Origin of the sequence: Silvimonas iriomotensis, assembly GCF_014645535.1 — a bacterium.
Classification (GTDB): Bacteria; Pseudomonadota; Gammaproteobacteria; order Burkholderiales; family Chitinibacteraceae; genus Silvimonas; species Silvimonas iriomotensis.
This window is the reverse complement of record NZ_BMLX01000002.1, coordinates 753,764-779,200: the sequence shown is the minus strand read 5'-3', so window position 1 is coordinate 779,200 and position 25,437 is coordinate 753,764. Positions and strand designations below refer to the sequence as shown.

The window sequence follows — 25,437 nt, the reverse complement described above, 5'->3', positions numbered from 1 at the left end:
TTATATCATGCGCGGTTTCTTAGCTCCGGCGGCCTTGGCCATGAATGTGATCGACAGCGCGGCGTTTGCGCGAGAGCAACGGGAATTGTCCGGTACCATTGCGGTATCGTCACTCACTCGTTTGCACGATCAACTGGCCGATCAGTCTGGCTCGGTGGAGTGGGAATTGCAGGGTGGCGTCGACAAGATCGAACGTCCCTGGCTTGATCTGGCGGTCAAAGGTCAGCTGCGGCTTGTATGCCAGCGCTGCCTCAAGCCGATGGACTGGCCTTTTGCCATGCAGACGCTGCTGACGCAGTTCTCTGATGAGGCAAAGCTCGACGAAGCCGAAGAGCAGGACGAAGAACTTGAAGGCATGCTCATCGACCCCGCGCTGGATGTCGAAGCGCTGGTCGAAGAAGAAGTTATCCTCGCTGTGCCGTTTGCGCCCGTGCATGATCAATGCGGTGGCACTGAAGGCGCAACAGAGGCAGGCAAGAAACCGAATCCGTTTGCTGTCCTGGCTGGTCTGAAAACCAGGAAAGCGGAATAAGGCGGACGAGACCGTAAAGCCGGATGTGCTTATAGCGTCGTCCGTCGAGTTATCAAATACATAAACTGGTTTTCAAGGAGTACCCAAATGGCTGTTCAACAGAATAAAAAGTCCCCGTCCAAGCGCGGCATGCATCGCGCCCACGACTTCCTGACCGCTCCGGCCCTGGCTGTTGAAGCCACGACCGGTGAGACTCACCTGCGCCACCACATCAGCCCGAACGGTTTCTACAAGGGCCGTCGTGTGATCAAGGCCAAGGGCGAATAATTCGCTTCGGGTGAAAACCCTTTATAACCATATGGTTATGTTAGCGGCGCAAGCGGGAGTACCTGCTTGCGCCGTTCGCCATTCTGGCCAAGCGATTCGCAAAGCAGACCAAAGCTAATGGATATTACTGTTGCTGTTGACGCGATGGGCGGTGACCATGGCACCCATGTCACCGTACCTGCCGCGCTGCGCTTTCTGGACGACCACCCCGATGTGAACATCGTGCTGGTCGGGATGCCTGACGCCATTGAGGCTGAACTCAAGGCCCGCCGACGCACGCTCGGCCCGCGCCTGAGGGTGCAGCCCGCCAGCGAAGTGGTCACCATGGATGAGGCGCCGCAATCGGCCCTCAAGAACAAGAAAGACTCGTCCATGCGGGTGGCCATCAATCTGGTGAAAACCGGCGGGGCCAATGCCTGTGTTTCGGCGGGCAATACCGGCGCCCTGATGGCGACTGCACGTTTCGTGCTCAAGACCATCAAGGGGATTGATCGCCCGGCCATTGCCAAAATGCTGCCGACGCGCAAGAACACCTATTCGTGCGTGCTGGACCTGGGCGCCAACGTCGATTGCACCCCGCAGCATCTGGTGCAGTTTGCGATCATGGGCGCCATGCTGGTTTCGGCCACGCGCCAGCAAGCCCGTCCGAGTGTCGGCTTGCTCAATATCGGCGAAGAAGAAATCAAGGGTAACGAGGTGGTCAAAGAGGCCGCTGAACTCTTGCGCCGGTCCAACCTCAATTTCCATGGCAACGTGGAAGGTGACGACATCTACGCCGGTACGGTAGATGTGATTGTCGCTGACGGCTTTACCGGCAACGTCGCGCTCAAGACCTCTGAAGGTCTGGCCAAGATGATTGCCGAACAACTGCGGGAAGAATTCCTGCGTAACTGGTGGTCGCGTCTGCTGGCTGGTCTGGCATGGCCGGTATTGTCCCGGTTCAAGAAACGCGTTGATCCACGTCGGTACAATGGCGCATCTTTGCTCGGCCTCAATGGTATTGTGGTAAAAAGCCATGGCGGAGCGGATCGCATGGCGTTTTACTGGGCACTTTCACAAGCTGTGGATGAAGCCCGCGCCGGTGTGACCCAGCGCATTGCAGAGCAGGTGCAGCAAGAGCTTGAATTGCTCGCCGCCCAGCCTGCTGCTGACGCAGTCTCCCCCGATACGCCTTTAGCCTGAGCGGGCGCCACGCCCGTTCAGACCCTGCCAGGAGAACAAATCCATGTATTCGCGCATTGCCGGCACCGGTTCTTACCTGCCGGCCAAAACGCTGACCAATCAAGATCTGGCGCAGAAAGTTGAAACCAGCGACGAGTGGATCGTATCGCGGACCGGTATCCGCGAACGCCGCATTGCCGCTGCTGATGAAACCACGTCTGATCTGGCCTTCAAGGCCGTCGAACAGGCGCTGGCTGCTGCCGGTAAAACGGTTGAAGACATTGATCTCTTGATCGTCGCGACGACCACGCCGGACAGCGTATTCCCGTCGACCGCATGTATTTTGCAAGACAAACTGGGTGTGCACGGCTTCCCGGCGTTTGACGTCCAGGCCGTTTGTTCCGGCTTTATCTACGCGCTCTCTACAGCTGACAAGTTTGTGCAGACCGGCGCAGCGAAATGCGCCGTGGTCGTGGGGGCAGAGAAGCTCTCCAATATCGTCGACTGGAATGACCGTGGTACCTGCATCCTGTTTGGTGACGGGGCCGGTGCCGTTGTGCTGACCGCCAGCGAAGAGCCGGGCATCCTGCAGACCCGTCTGCGTGCCGACGGCCGTTATCGTTCCATCCTGAAAGCCGACGCCCGTCTGCAACAGGGCGAGATTGCCGGCAATCCATATATCTATATGGAAGGCAACGCCGTATTCAAGTTTGCAGTGCGCGCGCTGGCTGATATTGCTGAAGAAACCCTGACCGCAGCAGGCATGGACAAGTCTGACGTGGACTGGCTGGTGCCGCACCAGGCCAACCTGCGCATTATCGAATCTACGGCCAGGCACCTGCACCTCTCCATGGAGCAGGTCATTGTCACGGTGGACCGTCACGGTAATACTTCGGCCGCGTCGATTCCGCTGGCGCTGGATGAAGGTATCCGCAGCGGCAAGATCAAGCGAGGACAGACCTTGATGCTGGAAGGCATCGGTGGCGGGTTTGCCTGGGGCTCCGCGCTGATCCGCTATTGAAAAAACGGCGCTTCATGCGCCGTTTGTTTTTTCAAACAGTCATTTGAACTGATCGTTTGCGATCAGCCCGAAAAGTACTTTGTTGTAAAGTTCGGCCGCCAGAATCCGCAGCGGCAAACACGCGTGATTGCCCGGGAGGCCCGGCGAACGACAACAAAGGCAACAAGGAGAAAAATCCATGAAACTGGCATTTGTTTTCCCCGGCCAGGGTTCGCAGGCCATCGGCATGATGAACGCATGGGCCGATGTGCCCGTCGTGAAAGCCACGTTTGATGAAGCATCCGGTGTGCTGGGTCAGGACTTGTGGCAGATGGTCGCCAACGGCCCGGCCGAAGACCTCAACGCCACCGTCAACACTCAGCCGGTGATGCTGACCGCCGGTGTCGCCGTATGGCGCGCCTGGCAAGCCAGCAACGGCCGCACGCCCGACGTGCTGGCCGGCCACAGCCTGGGCGAGTACGCCGCGCTGGTCGCCGCTGGCGCCATGGGTTTTGGCGATGCGCTGCAACTGGTGCGCCTGCGTGCCGAAGCCATGCAGAACGCCGTGCCGGCTGGCGAAGGTGCCATGGCCGCGGTGCTGGGTCTGGATGACGCCGCCGTGGTGGCCGCTTGCACGCAAGCTGCGCAAGGCGATGTGGTGCAGGCCGTCAATTTCAATTCGCCAGGTCAAGTGGTGATTGCAGGCTCCAAAGCTGCAGTCGAGCGCGCCTGCGAAGCCGCCAAGGCTGCCGGCGCCAAGCGCGCCATGTTGCTGCCGGTTTCGGTGCCGTCGCACTGTGATCTGATGAAGCCTGCCGCCGAAGTGCTCAAGGCCCGTCTGGCCGCGATCAATATCGCCACGCCGGAAATCCCGGTGCTGCACAACGCCGACGTCGCCAGCTATACCGATGCCGACCGTATCCGTGATGCCCTGGTGCGTCAGCTGTACATGCCGGTGCGCTGGGTGGAAACCGTCAGCCATATGGCCGCCGATGGCGTTGGTGTGATTGCCGAATGTGGTCCGGGCAAGGTGCTGGCCGGTCTGAACAAGCGTATCGCTGCGGATGCACAGCAATTTGCGCTGACTGATCCGGCCGCGCTGGACGCGTTGCGCGCCGCGCTCTGAATCAAGCCGCGGCGTGAGGCGCTGCCCGGGCTGGCAGCGTTCATGACCGCGTTAAACGAATTTGAGGAGATAACCCCATGAGTCTTGAAGGCAAGATTGCGCTGGTGACCGGCGCATCGCGCGGCATTGGCCAGGCCATTGCGCTGGAACTGGCAAAGCAGGGCGCCACCGTGCTGGGTACGGCAACGTCTGACAGCGGTGCCGAGGCCATTACTGCATACTTGAACGCAGCCGGCGCCAAAGGGCAGGGCCTGCGTCTGCAAGTCACCGAAGAAGGCGCTTGCGAAGCAATCGTCAGCCAGATCGAAAAAGAATTTGGCGCAATCACCATCCTGGTCAACAATGCCGGCATCACGCGCGATAATTTGCTGATGCGCATGAAAGACGACGAATGGGATGCCATCATGGCGACCAACCTCAAGCCGGTGTACCAGCTTTCAAAAGCGGTTATTCGTGGCATGATGAAGGCGCGCTGGGGCCGGATTGTGAATATTGCCTCTGTTGTCGGTGCAACCGGCAATCCGGGCCAGACCAACTACTCTGCAGCCAAGGCTGCACTGTTTGGTTTCACCAAGTCGCTGGCCCGTGAAATCGGCAGCCGTGGCGTGACCGTGAATGCCGTGGCTCCTGGCTTTATTGATACAGACATGACCAAGGTTTTGCCGGAAGAACAAAAGGCAAAACTGGTCGAAAGCATTGCGCTGGGCCGCCTTGGCGACCCGCAGGACATCGCCGACGCAGTGGCGTTCCTTGCCAGCGACAAGGCCGGTTACGTCACCGGCAACACGCTGCATGTGAACGGCGGCATGTTCATGAACTGATTCTTTCCGGTGCGCATCCAGATGCTTGCGTGCCGGGGAATGGAAGTAGTTTTACAACCGTACGGCGTGTGCATTTTCATCAATCGAAAGCTGAGGCGCTTGGCGTTCAGGTTTTTTTTGGTAGAATGCGGACGCATTTTTCCGAATCTTAGAAAGGCTTGGCTAAACCCATGGAAAACATCGAACAGCGCGTGAAGAAAATCGTTGCTGAGCAACTTGGCGTACCGGAAACCGACGTCAAAATCGAATCGTCCTTCGTGAACGATCTCGGCGCCGACTCCCTCGACACCGTTGAGCTGGTGATGGCACTCGAAGAAGAATTCGAATGCGAAATCCCGGACGAAGAAGCTGAGAAGATCACCACTGTTCAGCAAGCGATTGACTACGTCAGCGCCCACCTGAGCAAGTAATCGTTCCGATTCGTCTCCATGGCCGCCTGGCGGCCGTGGTCAGAGCGGTGCGCAAGACCAACGCCTGCATCAGTCACTCCGGTTCGTGCCGGCAATACGGTTTCCGTGTTGTCGGAATGAATTGGGGCCGCCTGACTGTGGGCGCTGCGCCATTGCCACCGCTCTTGTTACATCCGGTTCACTCTCGGAGATTACCGTGTCCAAACGTAGAGTAGTCGTTACCGGCCTCGGTCATGTCTCGCCCGTGGGCAATGACGTGGCAACTGGCTGGGCGAACCTTCTCGCCGGCAAGTCCGGCATTGGCAAGATCACCCGCTTTGATGCGACCGACTATGCCTGCCAGATCGCCGGTGAAGTCAAAGAGTTCGACATCAGCAGTTATATTTCTGCCAAAGACGCACGCCGCATGGATGTATTTATCCATTACGGTATTGCTGCGGCTTTCCAGGCGATCGCCGATGCTGGCATTGAAGACATCCCCAACCTGGACAAAACCCGCGTTGGCGTGAACATTGGTTCCGGAATTGGCGGCCTGCCGCTGATCGAAGAAACCGGCGCTACCTTGCTGGCCGGTGGCCCGCGCAAGATTGGTCCGTTCTTCATTCCGGGTTCGCTGACCAACCTGATCGCCGGTCACGTGACCATTTACAAGGGCTTCCAGGGCCCCAGCTACGGCATCGTGTCCGCATGTACCACCGGTGCTCACTGCATTGGCGATGCTGCGCGCATGATCGCTTATGGCGATGCCGACATCATGGTCGCGGGCGGCGCTGAAGGCGCAGTCACGGGCCTCGGTATTGGCGGTTTTGCCGCCATGAAGGCGCTGTCGACCCGCAATGATGATCCGGCCGCCGCTTCCCGTCCGTGGGACAAGGGTCGTGATGGTTTTGTCATGGGCGAAGGCGCTGGCGTGCTGGTGCTGGAAGACTACGATCACGCCGTCAAGCGTGGCGCAAAGATCTACGCCGAGCTGGTTGGTTTTGGCATGAGCTCTGACGCTCACCATATCACCGCACCGAGCGCTGAAGGTCCGGCACGTGGTGTGGCCAACGCGCTGCGTGATGCAGGTGTGAACCTGGACGAAGTCGATTACGTGAACGCTCACGGCACATCGACCCCGCTGGGTGATGCCAACGAAACCAACGCGCTGAAGATGGCCTTTGGTGATCACGCCAAAAAGCTGGTGGTGAACTCGACCAAGTCGATGACCGGCCACTTGCTGGGTGGCGCTGGTGGCGTAGAAGCCGTGTACTCGGTACTGGCGCTGCACAACCAGATTTCCCCGCCGACCATCAACCTGGATGACCAGGACGTTGAAGGCGGTTGCGATCTGGATTACGTCGCCAATACCGCGCGCGAAATGAATATCCGTGTGGCGATCTCCAACTCCTTCGGGTTTGGTGGTACCAACGGCACGCTGGTGTTCAAGCGCGTCTGATCCGCGTTGCATCAGCGACAAAGGGCTGCCTTGGGCAGCCCTTTTCTTTTGTGCTGCGCATGAGTGATTGTCATGACGAGAGAGGCGGGCAAGCCTGATAAAATCGCGCTTATGACTTCCGCATTCCATTCTCGCGATCTGCAGAACCCGCTAGATCTGGCGGCTCTGCACGCCGCCAGCCCGGCGCGCTTTCCCTTGTTGATGCAATCATCCGGGCAAACCGGCTGGGATATCCTGCTGGCCCTGCCGCAAACCGGCCGCGTTTACCGCCAGGCCGAGGGCGCGCAGTTCCTGGCCGATCTGGCCGCTCTGCCCGTTGAGCCCAGTGCCAGCAGCGACCTGCCTTTTACCGGTGGCTGGGGCGTGTACGCCGCCTACGAATTGCTGGAGCAGTTCGAGCCAACCGTGCCACACCGGGATTGCGGCGACGTGCCGGTCGCCGCCTTGTGGCGCTGCCCGGCAGCGGTGTTGCATGACCGGGCCCGGCAGCGCTGGCTGCTGGTGGCCGAAACCGCCGCCGCGCTGGATGAACTGGCCGCTGCCGTTGCCGCGACGGCGGCACCGCTGGCGATGCCGGTTGTGGTCGCCAGCGTGACGGAAGACGATCCGCAAGCCTTCCTGGATGGCGTGCTGGCCAGCAAGCGCTACGTGTATGAAGGCGACGTGTTCCAGGTGAATCTGTCGCGCGCCTGGGATATCCATCTGGCCAGTGGCGCCGCCGGCGATGTCTATACCCGCTTGCGTACCGCCAACCCGGCTCCGTTTTCCGCCATCTGCCATCTGGATGGCTACGACATCATCAGTTCCTCGCCGGAGCGCCTGGTGAAAGTGCGGAACGGCGTGATCGAAACCCGCCCGATTGCCGGCACGCACCCGCGCTCGAGCGACCCGGCGGAGGACGCACGCCTTAAAGCGCAATTGCTGGCCACGGTCAAAGAGCGCGCCGAGCACATCATGCTGGTTGATCTGGAGCGTAACGATCTGGGGCGCGTGGCGGAACCGGGCACGGTTGAGGTGGACGAACTGATGGCCGTCGCCAGCTATGCCTATGTGCATCACATTGAGTCGAACGTTCGCGCCCGCCTGCGCCGGGATATCAACCCCGCCCAGGTTTTGCGCGCGCTGTTTCCGGGCGGCACCATCACCGGCTGCCCCAAGGTGCGTTGCATGCAGATCATCCGCGAGCTGGAACAGCGCCCGCGCCACGCTTATACCGGCAGCCTGGGTTACATTGGCAAGGATGGCAGCATGGATCTCAACATCCTGATCCGTACTTTCCTGATGCATGAACAGCACCTGTATGTGCGCGCCGGCGCCGGCATCGTGGCCGATTCTGACCCGGAGCGCGAATTGCAGGAAACCCGTCACAAGGCCCGCGGCCTCTTGCGCGCGCTGGGTCTGGAGCAATAAAACGTGCGCTTGATCAACGGCCAGGCCGCCGAGCGGCTGGATTTGTCAGACCGCGCTTTCCAGTTTGGCGATGGTGTTTTTCGCACGCTGTATCAGCGTGATGGCAAGGTTCCTTTCTTGCAGCGTCATCTAGCCAAACTGCGTGCGGATGCCCTTGCGCTGGGCATTGCGGCGCCGCCCGATGAACTCTGGTTGGCGGACTTGCGCCAGGTCGGCACGGCCGATGCGACCCTCAAGCTGCTGCTAACGCGCGGCGAAACACCGCGTGGTTATGTCTACCCGGCTGACCTGCAGCCCAACCGGGTGGTGCAGGTGGCCCCGCTGGCTGCGCCGCGACCGCTGGCGGCCGGTGGCGCACGCGTCAGGGTGTGTGAAATCCGGGCGGGCTGGCAGCCGCGCCTGGCCGGGATCAAGCACCTTAACCGGCTGGAAAATGTGCTGGCGCGGGCCGAGTGGCAAGACCCGGCCGTGTTCGAAGGTCTGCTGCTCGATCGCGACGATCATGTCATTGAAGGTTGCATGAGCAACGTACTCATGCTGGAAAACGGCCGGCTGATCACGCCATTGCTGGATGGTGCCGGGGTGGCCGGGGTCATGCGCAGCGTGGTGGTCAGCGCAGCACAGCAGGGCTGGTCAGTGGCAGAAGAGCGCATTACGCTGCCGCGCTTGCTGGCGGCGCAACGGGTCTGGCTGTGTAACAGCCTGATCGGGCTGGTGCCGGTCGGGTCACTGGCCGGGGTGAACTGGCCGGTGCATGAGGCCGATGCCGCCTTGTTTGCGGCGATTGAAATTATCCTCAGTAAGGAAAGTTTCACGCTTTAATCCCCTCCCGCGGGCCTTGTCAGACGAGGCTTGCGTCGCCTCTGGACGTCGCATTGCAGCTGGACCGAACGGCCGCTCGTCCGTGTGTTCCGTCTGTCTTGCCGTACCGCCGAGCGCCTCATCGCTGCGCTATCACTTCATCACAAAGGGCAACGCAACGCTGTATTGCCGGGCTGCGATTGCCACCATAACTCCACGTCGACCGGAGAAGAGGTGCGGATGCGCGTCGTGCTCGATCACGAGGGCGGGGAGCGGCTGTCGCAGTCGCTTTACCAGCACGGCTTGCCAGACGATATCGATGCGTCAGGGGCGGGCGAGGGTGCGCTGGTCGTTGTGGTGGTGGCGGGGTTGGCCTCTGTGGCCGATGCGGCCGAGCACTGGTTGCGGCATCTGCCTTTGCCGGATGCGTTCATCATTGGCTGCACTCACCGGACCCGCTGCAACTGTCAGCCCGAAGACTGGTGGCCCGATGGCATTTGCGATCTGGTCACCGCGCAAGATGAAGATGCGCTACTGACCGAGCTGGCCATGCGGCTGACTCGCCTGTCAGAGCTGGAATCCATCCTGGATTCAGCCTGGTTGCATGAACGCGCCGTGGGGAGTTCCCCGGTCTGGCGACGGACCTTGCAAAGCGTGGCCGAGGTCGGGCGTTTCAGCCATGGTGCCTGCTTGCTGCTGGGCGAAAGTGGTTGTGGCAAAGAGTTGCTGGCGCGGCTGGTCCATGATCTTGATCCGGAACGGCGCCGCGGCCCGTTTGTGGTGGTGGACTGCACCACCCTCAGCCCGGAATTGTCTGGCAGCGAACTCTTTGGTCATGCCCGGGGCGCATTCACCCATGCCCTGAGCGCGCGCGATGGCGCAGTGGCGCTGGCCGATGGCGGCACGCTGTTTCTGGATGAAATCGGTGAACTGGAACTGCCCTTGCAGGCAAGGCTGTTGCGGGTGATTCAGGAGCACACCTACAAGCGGGTCGGGGAGGACAACTGGCGCCAGTCGGATTTTCGGCTGACCTGCGCCACCAACCGCAATCTGGAAGACGATGTGCTGAGCGGCCGTTTTCGGGCCGATCTGTTTTTCCGCATTACCCAATGGACCATCCGTGCCCCCAGTCTGTCTGAACGACGCGAGGATATTCCGGCGCTGGTCCGGCATTTTCTGGGGCAAAGCGGGCAGAAAGTGCCTTGCATCATGCCGGAAGTCATGGCGCGGCTGAAAGCGGCGGACTACCCGGGCAACGTGCGGGAATTGCGGAATGTGGTGCTGCGCATGGCCGACCGTCAGCGCGGGTTTGGCGTGCTCAGCACAGGTTGCCTGCAAGGCATGATGCCGGGTCGGCCAGTGGTCAGCGCCGAGAGCTGGGAGCAAACCATGGCCAGCGCGGTGGAAGGCGCGCTGGATGCCGGCATGGGCTTGAAGGGCATCGGGCAACTAGCCGAATCAATGGCGGTGCAGATGGCAGAGCGGCGCATGGGCTCGACCGCGCGTGCCGCAGAACTGCTGGGCGTTACCCCGCGCGCATTGCAACTGCGCCGGCGTGGCCGCCAGCCGGAGGCCGGCCCGTAGCGCGGCCCGCAATATTGTTCCGGAAATGCCGCGCCCGCTGCAGCAACCGTAGCGCATTGCCCCCTGCCATGGCCCGTAATGCCGGGGCATCGGGCTTGAGGGCGTACACCTTGGCCAGCTCCAGCCCAGGATGCAAGAACACACCATCGGACCCAAATAGCAATTTGCCAGGCCCGGCGCGGTGAAAGGCTTCTTCCAGCAGATCAAACCTGCGGATGCCGGAGGTATCGCTAAACAGATTGGGATACCGCACGATCAGATCGATCATCCGCCGTTGTGCCGCCCAGTCATCGGCAAAGCTGCCCAGATGCGCAATCACAAACGGGACATCAGGATGCGTCTGGGCCAGCAACTCCAGCGGGCCGATTTCGCCGGCCGGGTCATACAACACCGGCAGGTGCCAACGGCGCGCCGCATCGCAAATCTGCCGGTTGATCCGGGCGTCATGGTGATGCACCTTGATGCCGCACAGCCCGAGATCCAGTACAGCTTCTTCAATCATGCGGTGAATGCGGTCGCGATCACGTGAGGCGTGCACCATGGCAAAACCGAACCAGCGTTGCGGCTCTGAACGCACCAGTGCAGCGATATCGTGATTGCCGCGCCGGTAATCCGACTGGAAGACGGGCAGCAACACCGAATGGGTAATGCCGGCCTCGTTGGCGCGGGCCACATATTTAGCCAGCGGGGCGCTGGTATCCCAGGGGCCGGTCATGCCATCGCCCTGGCCGGCGTGGACGTGGAAGTCGATGATCATGGTTGGGCTCAGGGTTGCCAGAGTTCATATTGGCCGTGGGGCGGCCGGAACAACCGGTTGTTGCTGGCTTTCAGTTCTGTGGTTTGCCAGGTCTTGAAGGGCAATAGATTGCCGATATCCAGCGGTTTGTCGCCCACGGTCAACGGCGCATTGAGCACGGCATTGGAGGGCTGATAGCGTTGCAGCGCGCGGACGAGAGCGTGTTCTACCGCCAGCCGGTGATACGGGTTGGCCACAAACGTGATGCAGGCTTTGAGCGTGCTGTCCTTGTAACGGCGCGCATTGGCCAGATGAAATCCAAGTCTTTGCTGGAGGTCTCTGGACTCCCCGACGTACAGCGGCACGCTGCCACGGCGGATGATATAAACACCGGCGTTTTTTCCCTGATTGCTGATGGCGGCAAGGGCTTTGTCGAGGGTGTCGTAACAGGCCCATTCCAGCGTCAGCGTGGCAGAGCGCGTTGCCGTTTCGAACTCTTCGTTGAGGAGTTCGGTTTCAAACTCATTGAGACTGGCGTCGTCGGCCAACAGGCCGGGGACGATCGACAACCCTACCAGCTCCAGCACATCCCGCCGCTGTTGCGCCATAAAGCAAGCCTGGCAGCAGGCGCCCTTGCTTTGATAATGCGCGGTGCCAATGCGCGGATTGCCGCCAGTGCGCCGGGCGCGGGCGATGATCTGGCGCAAATCCTGAATCAGGGTATGCGGTGGTGTGCCGGCCGGGTAATGGCGGGCGTCGGCAATCAGTCGCAGCAGCCGCCGCAAGCGCCAGGGCGCCAGCTCCAGGGTTTCTCCGTCTGCGGTTTTAAACATGCTCGCGTTCCTCCAGAAAAAGACGTTGGCCGGCGGTGTTGTCGCTGGCTGACGGCAAGCGCGACGCCAGTGCCACCATGCCCTGCAACAGCGCCTCGATATCGCTGGCGGCATGGTCAGCCCGCACGATCACCGCAACGGCATAGCGCCCGTCACGCTGGCGCAGTAGCGCGGTGCGGATGCCGCGTTCCCGCAAGCCACTGTGCAGCGCCCGCGTGCGGGCCGTGGTGGCCAGACACAAGTGCTGCATCGGATGCGCCTGGCGTGACGTGCGTAAATCCGGCAAGGACGACCGTGCCAGTCGTCGCAAACCCTGCTGCAAATACCGTAGCGCTTGCCACAGGCGCTGGCGCAAGCGCACGCCATGCTGGCCGTTCAGCGTCAGCGCATTCAGGCCGGCCCGCAGCGCCGCTTCACTGGCACTGCTGCAATGGGATTGCGTGGGGCCCTCACGCGCCAGATCACTGATCAGCGCGAGGGGACCGCACAGCGTGGCCAGCGGCGCACCAAACGCTTTGGACCAGGAGGCCAGCAACAGCACCGGCTGCTCCGGCCCCAGACCCGCATGGCGCAACAGGCCGCCGCCGCCATGCCCCCATGGCGTACGCAGCGAAGGATGTTCACCCAGCACACCCAGCACCTGGCTGTGATCAACCACCACCACGCCGCCATGTTTGCGCGCCAGTTTCAGGTAGCGCGCCAGTTGCACCGGCGCACCTTCGCGCCGGGTGGCATCGGTGATGATGGCCGGTGGCCGTCCGCCCCAGCGCTGCCGTATCTGCCGCGAGAGATCAGCCAGATCGGCATGGCGAAACCACGCGACCGGTACGCCCATGCCCATCACCCGCTCCAGCCCCCAGCGCATGATCGGGTAGATGGATTCATCCGCGATCAGCGCATGGGTGCGGCCCAGTTGGTCGAACACATCAATGGCCAGATGCAGGGTGGAGGGCGCCACCATGCCGGCCTCGCATCCCTGCAGGGCCGCCGCTTGCGCCGCCAGTACCCGGGCCAGTGGCGCGGCGGCCAGTGAGGCCGGGGTACCGGTGGTCAGCGCCGGGTAGCACCCCAGTTGCTGTGCCGGGTGTGACAGGCCCAGATACAAGGCGGTAGAGAAGTCGATCATGGCGCGCTCCAGCCCCGATTACGCCGCTCTGGCCCCCTTGTGTTCTTGCAAACGTCGCAGCAGATGAATGCCAGGCACTTGTACATCTACCGGTTCAGCGCTGACATCAATGCCGGTGACGGCGCGGTAAGAGTGGATATACGTCTGGATTTCCGGCCGGAAAAAGGTTGCCCAGTTGGCGGCATTGACCGGGTCGTTGATCGAGTTCCAGTCGCCCCAGCGGATTGACGACACAATCTGCTCACCGGTGGTGGCCAATTGCCAGAACTGATAGGTGTTGGTGTCACCCCAGCCTTGCAGCTTGCGCATGCTTTCCACCGAATGCATCCATGGTTCTGGATACGCCACCATGGCGCGGCGTGGCAGGAACTCGCGAAACTCCGGTCGGGCCAGCAGCCATTGCTGCATCATCATTTCCACGCGGGCCGTGGTCGGCAGATCGCGGAACTGGTTATGCGCGCCTTCAGACAAAATCAGGTGCACTTCACGCAGGGCGTTCAACAGCGGGAAACCATCCGGCACCACGGTCGTGTCGTCGGCTTGCCGGAAGAACGGCACGCACAGATTGAGCAGCGTATGAAAGGCCTCCAGGAACTTGCTGCGGTTGTCCGCCGGACGGGCAGTGGGCACGGCTTTGCCGAAAATCCTGAAACCGTAGTGATGGCTGTATTCCAGCGCCCGCCGTTCAATCGGCAAGCGGTGTTGTTCATCCTGTACCCAACCCCAGATCAGGTTGTTCAGGGGCCGCAGCGGGTCCAGTTCCAGTTGTGCGAGCGGATCCCGCGGGCCGGAAGACACATTCTGGAAGCGCCGCGTCACCGCATTCATGGTCTGCACCAGCTGCATTTCTTCCATCCAGTAACTCCAGATGAGTTCAATGAGCGGTGCGTGGGTGAGCTTGGCAGAGATGTTGTCGTTCCAGTGGCTGAGCCACAGGCAGCTTTCGCCGCACATGCCGTTAGCCGATGCGGTGGCCTTTTTGAACTGGATCGCCGCGGTTTCTTGTTCCAGTGCGTCTTCGATGACCACGGCGGCATCTGTACCCTGAAGTGCGGTGGCGACCCGTTGCAGATACGGCAAGGTGGGCGAGCCGCCGCTGCCAAAGTACTGATTGCTCAGTACGTTGGGCGCGGTAATGTTCAGCCCCAGTCGTTCGTTGGCCAGCGCCACAGCCGCCGGGTCCAGCGCCAGAAGGCTCTGCAGCACTTTGGTATCGGCCCCGCGCGGCGCCACGCCACCCCACGTGACCACGAAGGCTTCGGTGGCCACCTTGAGCCCGCGATAGGCATCTGTATCAGTAAAAGGCAGGAAGCGACGGCGACTCAGTTTTGCGGCGTTCGGGTAGAGCGGGGATTGCTGGCTACCGGCTGGATCAGGCTGCGTCGCGTTTGGGCCGTCCGGGAAGAACAAGAGGTCCATCTGCCGCACGTAGTTATCAAAGCTCAGCGTGTCGGCGTTGAGTTTGATCAACAGCCAGAGCGCGACGTCGCCGGTTAACGGGCGCGTGGTCCGTTGCAGGCTGACCGTGGTGGGTGGTTTGTAATCGGCCGGTTCGGCCGGGCCGGAGAGCGCGGCAATGGGATCAAAGCTGTGGCCGAAACCGGCGGGCTCTGTGACATTCATGGTGGCAGGCGGGATCGGCGTTGTTCCGGACAGAATCACGGACGCGGTGGGCAGGGCGGTGCCATTGATGGCTTCGCCCAGGTCCAGAAAAAGTTTCATCTGGATCAGGTCGGCGGTGCTGGAGCGTTGCCCCGTGGCGGGCAGTAAAAACTCGGGCCGCAGGAGCAAGCCCAATGCCGTGTTGACCGCGTTCATCATCTGTTCGCGATGCTTGCGGAACAACTGGGCGTACGTGGTGCTGCCATCGCTGGCGAGCACGGTTTTGTGCATGGCTTCTGAAGCAGAAACCGTCAGGGTGACCTGCGCTTCAACCTCACTGGTATCGCCATTCACAGGGGTGACCGTTGCCGTGAGGTTATTGGGCGCGCCTTGCTGCTCGTGGGTGCGTCCTGCGCTGGTGCTTTGCAGTACGGCGTCGACCGTGACATACGCGGCATAGTGGACCGGGAGATCATCAAACGGAAACTTGACCTCGTATTTCCCCGGGCTGGGCACGGTCACATCGAGCTGCAATACGCCGCTGAAGTCGGCGGCGAATTTTTCTTGAGCCATCATCTTTCTCCTTCAGGAGCCATTCACGCAAAGGCGGCGGCAAGAGGCCGGCGCTGGTTCAGTACGACAGAAAGTTCCTTGCTGCCGGCGCGCCAGGGCAAATATCCGGCCAATGCCCAGCGCTGCAACAATTCGGCAATCACCTGCAGTTCCTGGCTGGCGGGCAGCAAACCACTGAAACGGGCCTGACCCAGGACGGCAAAGGCCAGTGTTGGTGTCTCTGCCAGCATTTGTTGCGGCCTTGGTCTGACCTGATGCCAGCGCGCCAGCAGCGCTTGCGGGTGACGATCCGGCAACCGCAGCACACTGCCCAGACTGCGACCTTCAAGGGCTGGTGGGTGTACGGCCAGCAACATGTGGATGAACTCACCAATGGATTGGTCCAGCCCGGCAAACGTCTGTTGCTGTCTGGCGGTCATCTGCGAGCGGGGGTACTGCAGCTCCCAGATTTGCGCCAGTCGCGCCCATTGCGGATGCGGGTAGAGCGCATTACCCATGGCCAGCGACAACTTCACCCGAATCCACGGCGCCGGGTGCGGATCGTCCAGATTGATCCGCAACACAAAGGCCCGCGGCAGGCTCACCACGCTCATCAAACCGCAGGTGGCGGCAATGCCCACGCGGGACACCGCCCACAGGTCCGCCAGGATTTCACTGATCCAGCGATCCCAGGCTTGCCATACCGGCGGTGGCTGAGCAACGCCAAACCGTTGCTGCAGTGCCCGTTTGAAAGCATTGACCAGCCCCAGCAAGGCCGCCGCCTGGTGCCCGACCTCATGAAACAGCGAGGCCGCAATCCCGGTGCCGACCATGCGTTCACGCGGCATGCGGATGACGGACACCGGGTTGTTGCCGCCGCCCGGCAAGCGTGTGCGCGCCCGCCGGATGGCGCCGCCATGTCCGCGCTCTACGTAGCAGATCACCGGCGGCACATCGTGCAATACACCCGGCTGCCGCAGGCCATCCTGGGCGGCCACATCCAGCCCGGACAACCACACGCCGGTACCATGCTGGCTACGTTGTGTGAGCACTTCGGCAAAAATCTCGAAGTGCGTCAGCGCCGCGTGAAAATACAGTTTGAGCAAGGCATAGCGGTGCTGGGCATCGGCCACGTTCCGGGGCGTCGGCTGCATTTGCCGCAACCGGCGCAGGAAGTGGGTGATCCGCAAGCGCAGTTGCCGCCGCGCCGCCTGCATATGCTGTTCAATGGCAGCCATGGCGGCGTCACTGACGTTGGCCGCCGGCACCATCGGCATCTGCAAGGCGTAGGGCAACTGCGCATCAAGCCGGGCACGGATACCGTGTACTTCCTGTTCCAGCAGATGCAGGGCCTGGGTACATGCATCCATGAGGGGGCCTCGCGGTCAGTAGGTCTGACGCGGTGGAGCCAGCATGACGATAATGGCCCGCCCGCTGCGTGATCGCCGCCAGTAACCCCCCTGAGGCAGGCCGCCGCTACGTACGGGAGTGCCGCAGTTGGGGCAACCGGTGCTGGCAGGCTGGCTACCATAGGCAGTGCCGCCGCCATAGGTCGGTGCGGGGCCGGATGGTGACGTGGGGACTTGCGGTTGGGCCGCGTAGCCATTCTGGCCGCCATAATCCTGCCCGTAGCCGCCCCAGGGCTGCGCCGCATAGCCGCCGCCGGTGCCGCCGTAACGCCGGTGATGATGCCGGCGGTAAGGACGTGCCACGCCAGGAATGGCCGGCCCGAAGATCGGTGTGCCGGCTTGCCGTGCCGCTGCGACACCCTGTCGGGCAATGACGCGCATTGCGGGCAAGAGGCCTGGCGCCACCTGGCGGGCCGCTTTCAGGAAGGCCACCTTGGCCGCTTTGGCTGGCGGAATGTGCGGCGGGACGACGGCCAGATGACGCGTTGCCTGCTGACCAATGCGCACCAGCCGGCGGGCAACTTCAAACTCACGGTCTTCATTGGACAGCCCTTCCAGCTCCAGACCCAGCGCACTGCCTGCCATGCCAGCAAGCTTGCCGCCAATCATGCCGCCCACGCCGGGCACGATCATGTTGCCCAGCGCGCTACCCACGACCGGCAGGGCAGACTTGGCAGCCGTTTTCAGAATCCCGCCCAGTGCCTTGCCGGCAGAAGACTTGGCAAAGTTGCTGGCAACCCGCCCGACAGACTTGATCAGGCCGCCCAGGAATTGCTCCATCTCCTGTTCGTTGTTGACGGCCAGCAGTTCTGCAGCCAGTTCCATCTCCTGCATCTCGCCCGAGACTTCGGTTTCAAACTCGTTTTCAAACTCGCCTTCGAACTCGTTCTCGAACTCACCTTCGAATTCGCCTTCGAATTCACCCTCGAATTCGCCTTCCATTTCCTGCCCCATTTCGCCGGACAGTTCGGGGGAAAGCTCCTGTTCAAACTCGTTGTAACCAGGGCCCCAACCGCCGGGCCTGGAGGTGCCGATATCGTGCATTTGCCGCTCCTTTTTCATGGAAGTTGGCGAGAGACTGGGCCCCGCACGATGTCTCTCAGTGCACGATACGTGCCAGCTTGAAGAAAACACGGCAGCACCTTGAAAACAAAGGAGTTTGATTTGAAAGGGAAAATGGCAGGCGCGAAACGGGCTTCGCACGGGCGTATGCCGTCTGGCGGCTGGCGCGAAGATATCTTCGTTTGTAAGTTTCTTGGGGTGGTGCAATGCGGCAAGCGCATCTATGGTTCAAAGCGGTTCGCCGGGATTGGGCCGCTCTGAACTTCACAAACCGCATCAGCATCTGTCAGTGCGAACCGGACAAGAAAATGCTGGACATGCCTGGGGGTGGTGACGATTGCCCCCTGGCTAGAATCTCGCCGTCGTCGTCACGCAGACGGCAAGGCAGGACAGGCGCACAAATGACAAAAGGCCGCCGGATGGCAGCCTTTCAGTATGGGGTTTCACTGGCGGAGAGGGGGGGATTCGAACCCCCGGTAGGCTTGCACCTACGCCTGATTTCGAGTCAGGTACATTCAACCACTCTGCCACCTCTCCGCAGCGAAGGGCGGATTCTAGCCGGTTTCATGGGCGCTGCCAAGTCTTTACATTTGTGCTGACACAACAAAATTGGCAGAATGCCGGTTCCTCAACGATCTGGAGTCGCATGAAACGCTGGTTGATCTCTATGGCCGTAGTGGCATTGGTGGGGTGTGGAGGCATGAATGACAAAGCTTCCGACCAACAACACCTGATGTCATGGAAAGATTCGAAAGAGCTTGTGGTGCTGGTCCAGAATGGCCCGACCGCGCTCTACATCGATGCCGAAGGCAACTATGCAGGTTTGGAATACGACCTGGTGACGAAATTTGCCCAATCCAATGGCCTGAAAATCCGGTTTGTGGTGGACAACAGCTACGCTAGTCTGCTGCAAAGGCTTCAACGCAACGAAGCGCATATTGCCGTCGGTTTGCATATCGACGGTGCGCATCCTGGTCTTGCGTTCGGGCCATCCTATCAATCGGTTTCCCCTGTGCTGGTTTACAACGACAGCATGACCGAAGCTGCCGCCTGGCAGAAGCTCTACAACGGGGAAGCCACCATCAAGACCCTGCCGCAATACGTGCCAACGCTCACCGCGCTCAAGGTGCAGCATCCTTCTCTGGCATGGCAGGTGGTTCAAGACCAGGATAGCGAAACCCTGATTCAGGGTGTATCGACCGGCGACACGGATTTTGCGCTGGTGGATTCGCACGCCGCTGATGTGGCACAGAACTACTTCCCGCAAGTGGGCATCACTGACACGATCGGGCAACCGCAACAACTGGCGTGGGCCAGCAATGCCAATGACAAGGAACTCCAGGACATGATCCAGAAGTTCTTCGGTCAGGCCATTGCCGACGGCACCCTGCGCCAATTGATGGACCGTTACTACGGCCACGTCAACCGCGTCGACCAGATGGATGCCCAGGCATTCCTGGACAAGCGCGAAGATGTGCTGCCAACGTTCCGCAAGTGGTTCCATGAAGCCCAGCAGAAAACCGGGCTGGACTGGCGTCTGGTGGCGGCTCTGTCTTATCAGGAGTCGCACTGGGATCCGGCGGCTGCCTCGCCCACGGGCGTGCGCGGCATCATGATGCTGACCACCGAAACCGCGCAGCGGCTGGGTGTGGACCGGCTCAACCCGTACCAGAGCATTCTGGGTGGCGCGCGCTATATTGCGACGCTGCGGGACTCGCTGGATCAGGCTATTCCTGAGCCGGATCGCACCTTCATGGCGCTGGCTGCGTACAACGTTGGCCTCGGGCACTTGCTGGACGCCCGTGAACTGGCCCGCAAGATGAACAAGAACGCCGATAGCTGGGCCGACGTGAAATCCACGTTGCCGCTGCTGCGTTTGCCCAAGTACTTTGGCCAGACGAAGTTCGGTTTTGCCCGCGGGGGCGAGCCGGTGGTGTTCGTGGAAAGCTTGCGTACGTACTACGATGTGCTGGCCCGTTTTGAGCCGCCGATGGGGACATCCCAGCCGACGCTGTCGAGCGAGATTGAGGTGCGTAACCCCAATAACCTGCCGCTGGAAATCAACAGCGCGTTGCGTCCGGTGCAGGCTGCGGCCTCGATGCCGGCCAATGTGGCGGCGGGGGCGGTCAAGCCGGCACCGATGCGGGTGGCGATGTTGCATCAATAAGGTGTGTTTCAGCGTTTCATGCTGGCAGGGTGTTTTTATGCTCTGTGGAAAACCCGGGTGGCTTTGTGTCATCCGGGTTTTTTGTTTTTTCGGGGGTGTTCAGTTGTGATGATTGTTGTTGCCACGATGCCTGGGTTTTTCCGCTGACTCGTCATTCCGGCGCAGGCCGGAATCCAGTTGCGATGGTGGCTGTTGCCACGATGCCTTGGTTTTTCCACCGACTCGTCATTCCGGCGCAGGCCGGAATCCAGTTGTGATGGTGGCAGTTGCCATGACGCTTGGGTTTTTCCGCTGACTCGTCGTTCCGGCGGAGGCCGGAATCCAGTTGCGATGGTGGCTGTTGCTACGATGCCTGGGTTTTTCCGCTGACTCGTCATTCCGGCGCAGGCCGGAATCCAGTTCGGGGCTGGGATGGCGCTCTGTGGTGGGCAGAGCCAGTGGGTAGGGTGGATTCGGAGCGGTGGCGACAATCCACCATTGCGGTGTGTGTTAGCGCCTGGCGGCGCGGTGTTTTGATACCGGGGGTGCCCGGAGCACGGTACTTTTCTTTGGATCGCCAAAGAAAAGTACCCAAAAGAAAGGCGACCCCTGCGACTGCGCTCGCTGCGCGAGTTCCCTGCGCTTCTCGCAAGGCGCGGCTGGCTCGCGAATTCGGCCTGCGGCCTACCGCTTCGCCTTGATCGCCGCGCCTTGCTGCGATGCTCGGCGCAGTCAAGGGGAGGGACGTCAAAAGCAACGGCAACCCCGAAAATCAACACCAACAGCAACTTCAACAGCAACTTCAACGGCAACTTCAACCGCAGCCCAGCCCCAATCCGCCTTGTGCGGGGGCCATTTTCCCGGTCAGCTGCGGCGTCCTGCCGGGTGCTTTTGGCGGCGGGCGCACTAGCCGGTACAATGGGCCACTTCCCGGCCAATATTGAATTGAGAGCCCATTGTGACTGTCCGTACCCGTTTCGCCCCCAGCCCCACCGGTTTGCTGCATATCGGTGGCGTGCGCACTGCGCTGTTTTCCTGGGCTTATGCCCGCAAGCATGCCGGCACGTTTGTGCTGCGGATCGAAGACACTGACCTTGAACGTTCCACGCCTGAATCGGTAAAAGCCATTCTGGACGGGATGCACTGGGTGGGTCTGGATTACGATGAAGGCCCGTTCTATCAAATGCAGCGCATGGACCGCTACAAGGAAGTGATCCAGCAAATGCTGGCGGCCGGCACGGCGTACTACTGCTATTGCAGCAAGGAAGAACTGGAAGCCATGCGCGCGGAGCAAGAAGCGCGGGGCGAGAAGCCGCGGTATGACCGCCGCTGGCGTCCGCAGGAGGGCAAGACGCTCCCGGCGATGCCGGCCGATGTGAAGCCGGTGGTGCGTTTCATGAACCCGATTGATGGCGTGGTGGCGTGGGATGACCAGGTGAAGGGCCGCATCGAGATCAGCAACAATGAACTCGATGACCTGATCATTGCGCGTCCGGATGGCACGCCGACGTATAACTTCTGCGTGGTGGTGGATGACTGGGACATGAAGATCACCCACGTGATTCGTGGTGATGACCATGTGAACAACACACCGCGCCAGATCAACATTTTCAAGGCGCTGGGCGCGACGTTGCCGCAGTTTGGCCACTTGCCGATGATCCACAACGACCAGGGCCAGAAGCTCTCCAAGCGTCGCGATGCGGTCAGCGTGGTGGATTATGACGAAGCCGGCTTCCTGCCTGAAGCGCTGCTCAACTACCTGGCCCGTCTGGGCTGGGGGCATGGCGATGATGAGTTCTTCACCATGGCGCAATTTGTTGAATGGTTCGACCTGAAAGACGTTAGCCCCAGCCCCAGCCGTTTCGATCGTGAAAAGCTGCTGTGGCTGAATGCGCAGCATATCAAGGTGGCTGATACGGCTCGTCTGGCGGCACGTGTGGCGCAGTTCCTGGCCGGCAAGGGCGTGGATACGTCCGGCGGCCCGGCGCTGGCTGATGTGTGTGCGCTGCTCAAAGACCGTTCGCAAACGCTGGTGGAAATGGCCGACCAGGCAGAATACTTCTACCGCCCGCTGACCCCGTCGGCCGAAGTGGTTGAAAAACATCTGACTGCAGACGACCTGACCCGCCTGGCTGCTTTTGCTGCGGGCGCTGCTGCGCTGGCAACGTGGGATCAACCCACGCTGGGCCAGTTCATCAAGGATTTCGTCAAGGAACAGGGCGTGAAGATGCCGCTGGTGGGCATGCCGGTGCGGGCCAAGGTGCTGGGTACCACGCATACACCATCAGTTGATGCTGTGCTGGCGTTGCTGGGCCGCGAAGAAGTGCTGCGCCGCCTGGGCGCGTAAGCAGCAAGGGCGCCAGGGGAGGGGTGTACAACCAGCTCCTCGCCAGCGCCTGGCATGATCTGGCAGATGCAATCGGTGTATCTGTCAGGCTTTAACTCCTCCTCCCTCTCTTCTCGCGCCGCACACACCATGCTCTCTCTCAAGCAGAAAATCGGTCAGTTGTTGATGGTGGGCTTTGATGGCCTGACGCCCAACGCCCATATCGAACACATGCTGCGGGAGCGGCAGGTGGGCGGTGTGATCCTGTTCCGGCGCAATGTCGATCACCCGGCGCAGATTGCCGCGCTGACCCGGCGTTTGCAGGAGATCAACGCAGAACACACCAATGTGCCGCTCATGATCAGCATTGATCAGGAAGGAGGCATGGTGGCGCGCATTGAAAATGGCGTGACGCCCTTGCCCTCTGCGCTGGCGTTCCGCGCGGCGGGTTCGGTGGCAGATTGCGAGACATTGACCCGCTTTGCCAATGAAGAACTGCGACTGCTGGGGTTCACCGTCAACTTTGTGCCGGATGTCGATGTGAACAACAACCGTCGCAACCCGGTGATCGGCGTGCGTGCGTTTGGTGAAACGGTGGAGGAAGTCACCACCTGGAGTCTGGCCGCGCTGCGCGGGGTGCAGGCTGCGGGCATGATCTCGGCCGCCAAGCATTTCCCGGGGCATGGTGATACCGATGTCGATTCCCACCTTGGCTTGCCGCGCGTGCCGCATGCGCGGGCCCGGCTGGATGCGATAGAGCTGGCGCCGTTCCGTGCGGCCATTGCTGCAGGTGTCGATACCATCATGACGTCGCACGTGGTGTTCCCGGCGTTCGAAGCTGATCCGGATACGCCGGCCACCATGTCGCACGCGGTGCTGACGGGTTTGCTGCGTGAGGAACTGGGCTTTAACGGCGTGGTGTTTACCGATTGCCTGGAGATGGATGCCATTGCCAAAGGCCCGGGCACCGTCGCAGGGGCGGTGGCGGCGTTCAAGGCGGGGGCCGATGTGCTGCTGATTTCTCATACCCAGGCGCGGCAAGAAGGTTTTCTGGATGCGCTGGCTGATGCCGTCACGCGTGGCGAGATCAGCGAGTCACGCATTGATGCCTCGCTGGCGCGCATTCTGGCGCTCAAGTCGCGGCACCCGGTGGCCTGGCGTGATCTGCCGCTTGATCCGGCGCCCTTGCTGGCACAACCGGCGGCACTGGCGTTGTCGCAGTCGGTACACCAGCGGGCGGTGACGGTGGCGGGCACGCTGGCGCCGTTGCAGCCGCAGCAACCGGTGTTGCTGATCACGGTGGAAGTGCGCGAGCGTACCGAGATTGACGAGGTCGAGGCCCGCCCCGATACGCTGGCGGCACCGCTGAGGGCCGCCGGGCTGGGGGTGGAGGAAATCCGCATTCCGCTGGCGGTGACAGAAGCTGACCGCATGCGCGTGTTGCACAAGGCGGCTGAGGCCGCGCAGGTGGTGATGGTGAGTTACAACGCCATTTTGCAACCGGCCCAGCAAGCGTTGATTGCGGCTTTGCCGGCAGAAAAACTCTGGCTGGTGGCCGGTCGCTTGCCGTATGACCTTGATCTGGCGCCCGCCGCGCGTGGCCGTTTGACCGCGTATGCCAACCGGCCCGCAGCCTTGTCTGCCATTGCCGGGCGCTTGCTGGCAGGCTGATGCGGATCGGCCTGCGTCGGTATGCCATTTGTATATATGGACGAACGCACTTCGGCTCAGGCGATCACCTCGTTATACTGCAACTTTTTTGCGATTCGCGCGTTAGCCATAACGCCTGTTATAACCAGGAACCGGGCCGGCCACGGCCGCGCTTTTACCCAACGATTTCGGGAATCTGTATGAAACGAATTCTGGCGCTGTGCCTGAGCGCACTCTTGGTGTCGATGACTGCCTACGCAGAAGATGCACCGCTGCCGTTTGATGATCCGTCCTCCGCCCCGCCGGCAGGCAAAACCCACGCCGCAGCGCATTCGGGCACTTCCACTTCGGCCCACACCGCCGGCAAGAGCAAATCGTCCGCACACGGCAAGCACAAGACCGCCTCAGGCAAGACCTCTGGCAAGCACGCCGGCAAGAGCACCACTGCCAAGGACAGCACGGGCAAGAGCACGACCGCCAAGAAGGGCACTGGCAAGAGCAGCACCGGCAAGAGCAGCACCGGCAAGAGCAGCACCGGCAAGAGCAGCACCGGCAAGAGCAGCAAGGGCGGCAAGAAGAACGCCGCACCGGCCAAAGCCACGGGCAGCAAGAGCCACAAGGCATCGTCCGGCGCGAAAAAACCGGCGGCCCAGTCTGGCCATGCCAAAAAGTCTGGCAAGAAGTCGACGTCTGGCTCAACCAAGAAAACACAATCCAGAACCAAGGGCCACACCAAGGCGGCCTGAGGTCAGCATGAAAAAAGGCCGGTTTGACCGGCCTTTTTTTATTGGGCGCGCTTCTGGCTTAGCGCGGCTGGCCCGGCAGGTCGCCGGTTTTTGCCAGTTGCTCCAGCCAGAACATGCCCGCGACGGTTTTGCCGTCGGTCACACTGCCATCCACAATGCCGGCAATCAGTTCGGCCTGGTCCTTGATGACCAGTTCCAGAAACTCGCCTTCATCCAGTTGGGCCTTGCCAGCCTCAAGGCCATGCGCCAGGAAGATGTGAATTTCTTCCGAGGTGTAGCTGATGATCGGGTGCAGCACGCCCAGCTTGCGCCAGTGACGCGCGGTATAGCCGGTTTCTTCCAGCAGTTCGCGCTTGCCGCAGGTCAACGGGTCTTCGTTGGGGTCCAGCTTGCCGGCCGGAAACTCCAGGAACACGCGCTTGAACGGGTAGCGGAACTGCCGCTCCATCAGCAGGCGGCCGTCATCCATGACCGGGATCACCATCACTGCGCCAGGATGCTGGATGTACTCACGCGTGGCGGTACTGTCATCGGGCAGGCGCACGGTGTCGCGGTTGATATGCAGCAACGCGCCATCAAATACGCGTTCGCTGGCAATGCCGGTTTCGATCAGATGCTGGTCGTCTTTCATGGGTCTGGGCTCAGGTGTGGCGCAAAGGCGCATTATGCACTGAAGGATATGACACAAAGCAACGGGGC

23 protein-coding genes, 1 tRNA gene and 1 pseudogene are annotated in these 25,437 nt (G+C 61.3%); 17 read left to right on the top strand and 8 right to left on the bottom strand.

Features of this window, described 5'->3' with window-relative positions; genetic code table 11:
* Window positions 1-7 precede the first annotated feature (7 nt).
* The 12 genes and pseudogenes from IEX57_RS10055 to IEX57_RS10000 all read left to right on the top strand — a co-directional run bounded on the left by IEX57_RS10055 (window position 8) and on the right by IEX57_RS10000 (window position 10,550).
* Window positions 8-532, top strand: coding sequence for a YceD family protein (locus tag IEX57_RS10055; protein WP_229708949.1), 525 nt, complete (start codon window positions 8-10; stop codon window positions 530-532).
* Window positions 533-619: 87 nt separating this feature from the next.
* The gene (gene rpmF, locus IEX57_RS10050; protein ID WP_188694896.1) at window positions 620-799 is read left to right on the top strand and encodes a 50S ribosomal protein L32; all 180 of its coding nucleotides are present in this window, start codon (window positions 620-622) and stop codon (window positions 797-799) included.
* Window positions 800-916: 117 nt separating this feature from the next.
* Entirely contained in the window at window positions 917-1,981 is a 1,065-nt protein-coding gene (plsX, locus tag IEX57_RS10045; RefSeq protein ID WP_188704198.1) for a phosphate acyltransferase PlsX, read from the top strand.
* Between the two features lie 43 nt (window positions 1,982-2,024).
* The gene (locus tag IEX57_RS10040; RefSeq protein ID WP_188704197.1) at window positions 2,025-2,981 is read left to right on the top strand and encodes a beta-ketoacyl-ACP synthase III; all 957 of its coding nucleotides are present in this window, start codon (window positions 2,025-2,027) and stop codon (window positions 2,979-2,981) included.
* A gap of 45 nt (window positions 2,982-3,026) precedes the next feature.
* Window positions 3,027-3,254, top strand: a pseudogene (locus IEX57_RS21420) (hypothetical protein); the annotation flags it as partial.
* Window positions 3,160-4,086 carry an ACP S-malonyltransferase gene (fabD, locus tag IEX57_RS10030; RefSeq protein WP_188704196.1) on the top strand — a complete coding sequence of 309 codons (927 nt, stop codon included), beginning with the start codon at window positions 3,160-3,162 and terminating at the stop codon, window positions 4,084-4,086. The pseudogene IEX57_RS21420 and the gene fabD, both read left to right, overlap by 95 nt.
* A gap of 77 nt (window positions 4,087-4,163) precedes the next feature.
* Window positions 4,164-4,907, top strand: coding sequence for a 3-oxoacyl-ACP reductase FabG (fabG, locus tag IEX57_RS10025; protein WP_188704195.1), 744 nt, complete (start codon window positions 4,164-4,166; stop codon window positions 4,905-4,907).
* Window positions 4,908-5,077: 170 nt separating this feature from the next.
* Window positions 5,078-5,317, top strand: a complete 240-nt coding sequence (gene acpP, locus IEX57_RS10020) for an acyl carrier protein (protein ID WP_184099651.1) — start codon at window positions 5,078-5,080, stop codon at window positions 5,315-5,317.
* Between the two features lie 196 nt (window positions 5,318-5,513).
* Window positions 5,514-6,755 carry a beta-ketoacyl-ACP synthase II gene (fabF, locus tag IEX57_RS10015; protein WP_188704194.1) on the top strand — a complete coding sequence of 414 codons (1,242 nt, stop codon included), beginning with the start codon at window positions 5,514-5,516 and terminating at the stop codon, window positions 6,753-6,755.
* Window positions 6,756-6,866: 111 nt separating this feature from the next.
* Window positions 6,867-8,165, top strand: a complete 1,299-nt coding sequence (locus IEX57_RS10010) for an aminodeoxychorismate synthase component I (protein WP_188704193.1) — start codon at window positions 6,867-6,869, stop codon at window positions 8,163-8,165.
* A 3-nt stretch (window positions 8,166-8,168) separates the two neighbouring features.
* A complete protein-coding gene (gene pabC / locus IEX57_RS10005) occupies window positions 8,169-8,987 on the top strand; it encodes an aminodeoxychorismate lyase (RefSeq protein ID WP_188704192.1) in 819 nt (272 codons plus the stop codon).
* Between the two features lie 219 nt (window positions 8,988-9,206).
* Complete coding sequence (locus IEX57_RS10000; protein WP_188704506.1) at window positions 9,207-10,550, top strand: sigma 54-interacting transcriptional regulator; 1,344 nt, start codon at window positions 9,207-9,209, stop codon at window positions 10,548-10,550.
* Here the strand turns inward: IEX57_RS10000 and IEX57_RS09995 are convergent.
* From IEX57_RS09995 to IEX57_RS09970, 6 genes are read right to left on the bottom strand one after another with little or no spacing between them, the layout of a single operon-like run.
* Window positions 10,492-11,307 carry an amidohydrolase family protein gene (locus IEX57_RS09995; protein ID WP_188704191.1) on the bottom strand — a complete coding sequence of 272 codons (816 nt, stop codon included), beginning with the start codon at window positions 11,305-11,307 and terminating at the stop codon, window positions 10,492-10,494. The genes IEX57_RS10000 and IEX57_RS09995 overlap by 59 nt on opposite strands.
* 8 nt (window positions 11,308-11,315) lie before the next feature.
* Complete coding sequence (locus IEX57_RS09990; RefSeq protein ID WP_188704190.1) at window positions 11,316-12,119, bottom strand: GIY-YIG nuclease family protein; 804 nt, start codon at window positions 12,117-12,119, stop codon at window positions 11,316-11,318.
* On the bottom strand, window positions 12,112-13,245 hold the full coding sequence (locus tag IEX57_RS09985) for an aminotransferase class I/II-fold pyridoxal phosphate-dependent enzyme (protein ID WP_188704189.1): 1,134 nt from the start codon (window positions 13,243-13,245) through the stop codon (window positions 12,112-12,114). The genes IEX57_RS09990 and IEX57_RS09985 overlap by 8 nt, the downstream gene beginning before the upstream one ends.
* An 18-nt stretch (window positions 13,246-13,263) precedes the next feature.
* Window positions 13,264-15,423 carry a hypothetical protein gene (locus tag IEX57_RS09980; protein ID WP_229708948.1) on the bottom strand — a complete coding sequence of 720 codons (2,160 nt, stop codon included), beginning with the start codon at window positions 15,421-15,423 and terminating at the stop codon, window positions 13,264-13,266.
* Window positions 15,424-15,443: 20 nt separating this feature from the next.
* Window positions 15,444-16,769 (bottom strand): hypothetical protein, encoded by a 1,326-nt coding sequence (locus IEX57_RS09975; RefSeq protein ID WP_188704188.1) that lies wholly within the window; start codon window positions 16,767-16,769, stop codon window positions 15,444-15,446.
* Between the two features lie 15 nt (window positions 16,770-16,784).
* Entirely contained in the window at window positions 16,785-17,852 is a 1,068-nt protein-coding gene (locus IEX57_RS09970; protein WP_188704187.1) for a hypothetical protein, read from the bottom strand.
* Window positions 17,853-17,951: 99 nt separating this feature from the next.
* Here IEX57_RS09970 and IEX57_RS09965 point away from each other — a divergent pair, with 99 nt between their 5' ends.
* Window positions 17,952-18,131 (top strand): hypothetical protein, encoded by a 180-nt coding sequence (locus tag IEX57_RS09965; RefSeq protein ID WP_188704186.1) that lies wholly within the window; start codon window positions 17,952-17,954, stop codon window positions 18,129-18,131.
* A 186-nt stretch (window positions 18,132-18,317) separates the two neighbouring features.
* Here IEX57_RS09965 and IEX57_RS09960 read toward each other — a convergent pair.
* A tRNA-Ser gene (locus IEX57_RS09960) sits at window positions 18,318-18,407 on the bottom strand.
* Window positions 18,408-18,516: 109 nt separating this feature from the next.
* On the opposite strand from IEX57_RS09960, the gene mltF reads away from it, so the two are divergent.
* From mltF to IEX57_RS09940, 4 genes are all read left to right on the top strand, one after another.
* Window positions 18,517-20,037: a membrane-bound lytic murein transglycosylase MltF gene (gene mltF, locus IEX57_RS09955; protein WP_188704185.1), complete on the top strand. Its 1,521-nt coding sequence runs from the start codon at window positions 18,517-18,519 to the stop codon at window positions 20,035-20,037.
* A gap of 937 nt (window positions 20,038-20,974) precedes the next feature.
* Window positions 20,975-22,363, top strand: coding sequence for a glutamate--tRNA ligase (gltX, locus tag IEX57_RS09950; protein WP_229708947.1), 1,389 nt, complete (start codon window positions 20,975-20,977; stop codon window positions 22,361-22,363).
* A gap of 54 nt (window positions 22,364-22,417) precedes the next feature.
* On the top strand, window positions 22,418-24,013 hold the full coding sequence (gene nagZ, locus IEX57_RS09945; protein ID WP_229708946.1) for a beta-N-acetylhexosaminidase: 1,596 nt from the start codon (window positions 22,418-22,420) through the stop codon (window positions 24,011-24,013).
* A 179-nt stretch (window positions 24,014-24,192) separates the two neighbouring features.
* Window positions 24,193-24,738, top strand: coding sequence for a hypothetical protein (locus tag IEX57_RS09940; protein ID WP_188704184.1), 546 nt, complete (start codon window positions 24,193-24,195; stop codon window positions 24,736-24,738).
* Window positions 24,739-24,796: 58 nt separating this feature from the next.
* On the opposite strand, the gene IEX57_RS09935 is transcribed toward IEX57_RS09940, so the two are convergent.
* Complete coding sequence (locus tag IEX57_RS09935; RefSeq protein ID WP_188704183.1) at window positions 24,797-25,369, bottom strand: NUDIX domain-containing protein; 573 nt, start codon at window positions 25,367-25,369, stop codon at window positions 24,797-24,799.
* Window positions 25,370-25,437 lie beyond the last annotated feature (68 nt).

What these genes read in the sequence shown, in the direction of transcription:
- IEX57_RS10055 (WP_229708949.1), top strand. Translation starts at nt 8, where the DNA reads ATGCGCGGTTTCTTAGCTCCGGCGGCCTTGGCCATGAATGTGATCGAC.
- rpmF (WP_188694896.1), top strand. Translation starts at nt 620, where the DNA reads ATGGCTGTTCAACAGAATAAAAAGTCCCCGTCCAAGCGCGGCATGCAT.
- plsX (WP_188704198.1), top strand. Translation starts at nt 917, where the DNA reads ATGGATATTACTGTTGCTGTTGACGCGATGGGCGGTGACCATGGCACC.
- IEX57_RS10040 (WP_188704197.1), top strand. Translation starts at nt 2,025, where the DNA reads ATGTATTCGCGCATTGCCGGCACCGGTTCTTACCTGCCGGCCAAAACG.
- fabD (WP_188704196.1), top strand. Translation starts at nt 3,160, where the DNA reads ATGAAACTGGCATTTGTTTTCCCCGGCCAGGGTTCGCAGGCCATCGGC.
- fabG (WP_188704195.1), top strand. Translation starts at nt 4,164, where the DNA reads ATGAGTCTTGAAGGCAAGATTGCGCTGGTGACCGGCGCATCGCGCGGC.
- acpP (WP_184099651.1), top strand. Translation starts at nt 5,078, where the DNA reads ATGGAAAACATCGAACAGCGCGTGAAGAAAATCGTTGCTGAGCAACTT.
- IEX57_RS10010 (WP_188704193.1), top strand. Translation starts at nt 6,867, where the DNA reads ATGACTTCCGCATTCCATTCTCGCGATCTGCAGAACCCGCTAGATCTG.
- IEX57_RS10000 (WP_188704506.1), top strand. Translation starts at nt 9,207, where the DNA reads ATGCGCGTCGTGCTCGATCACGAGGGCGGGGAGCGGCTGTCGCAGTCG.
- IEX57_RS09995 (WP_188704191.1), bottom strand. Translation starts at nt 11,307, where the DNA reads ATGATCATCGACTTCCACGTCCACGCCGGCCAGGGCGATGGCATGACC.
- IEX57_RS09990 (WP_188704190.1), bottom strand. Translation starts at nt 12,119, where the DNA reads ATGTTTAAAACCGCAGACGGAGAAACCCTGGAGCTGGCGCCCTGGCGC.
- IEX57_RS09985 (WP_188704189.1), bottom strand. Translation starts at nt 13,245, where the DNA reads ATGATCGACTTCTCTACCGCCTTGTATCTGGGCCTGTCACACCCGGCA.
- IEX57_RS09980 (WP_229708948.1), bottom strand. Translation starts at nt 15,423, where the DNA reads ATGATGGCTCAAGAAAAATTCGCCGCCGACTTCAGCGGCGTATTGCAG.
- IEX57_RS09975 (WP_188704188.1), bottom strand. Translation starts at nt 16,769, where the DNA reads ATGGATGCATGTACCCAGGCCCTGCATCTGCTGGAACAGGAAGTACAC.
- IEX57_RS09970 (WP_188704187.1), bottom strand. Translation starts at nt 17,852, where the DNA reads ATGCACGATATCGGCACCTCCAGGCCCGGCGGTTGGGGCCCTGGTTAC.
- mltF (WP_188704185.1), top strand. Translation starts at nt 18,517, where the DNA reads ATGAAACGCTGGTTGATCTCTATGGCCGTAGTGGCATTGGTGGGGTGT.
- nagZ (WP_229708946.1), top strand. Translation starts at nt 22,418, where the DNA reads ATGATCTGGCAGATGCAATCGGTGTATCTGTCAGGCTTTAACTCCTCC.
- IEX57_RS09940 (WP_188704184.1), top strand. Translation starts at nt 24,193, where the DNA reads ATGAAACGAATTCTGGCGCTGTGCCTGAGCGCACTCTTGGTGTCGATG.
- IEX57_RS09935 (WP_188704183.1), bottom strand. Translation starts at nt 25,369, where the DNA reads ATGAAAGACGACCAGCATCTGATCGAAACCGGCATTGCCAGCGAACGC.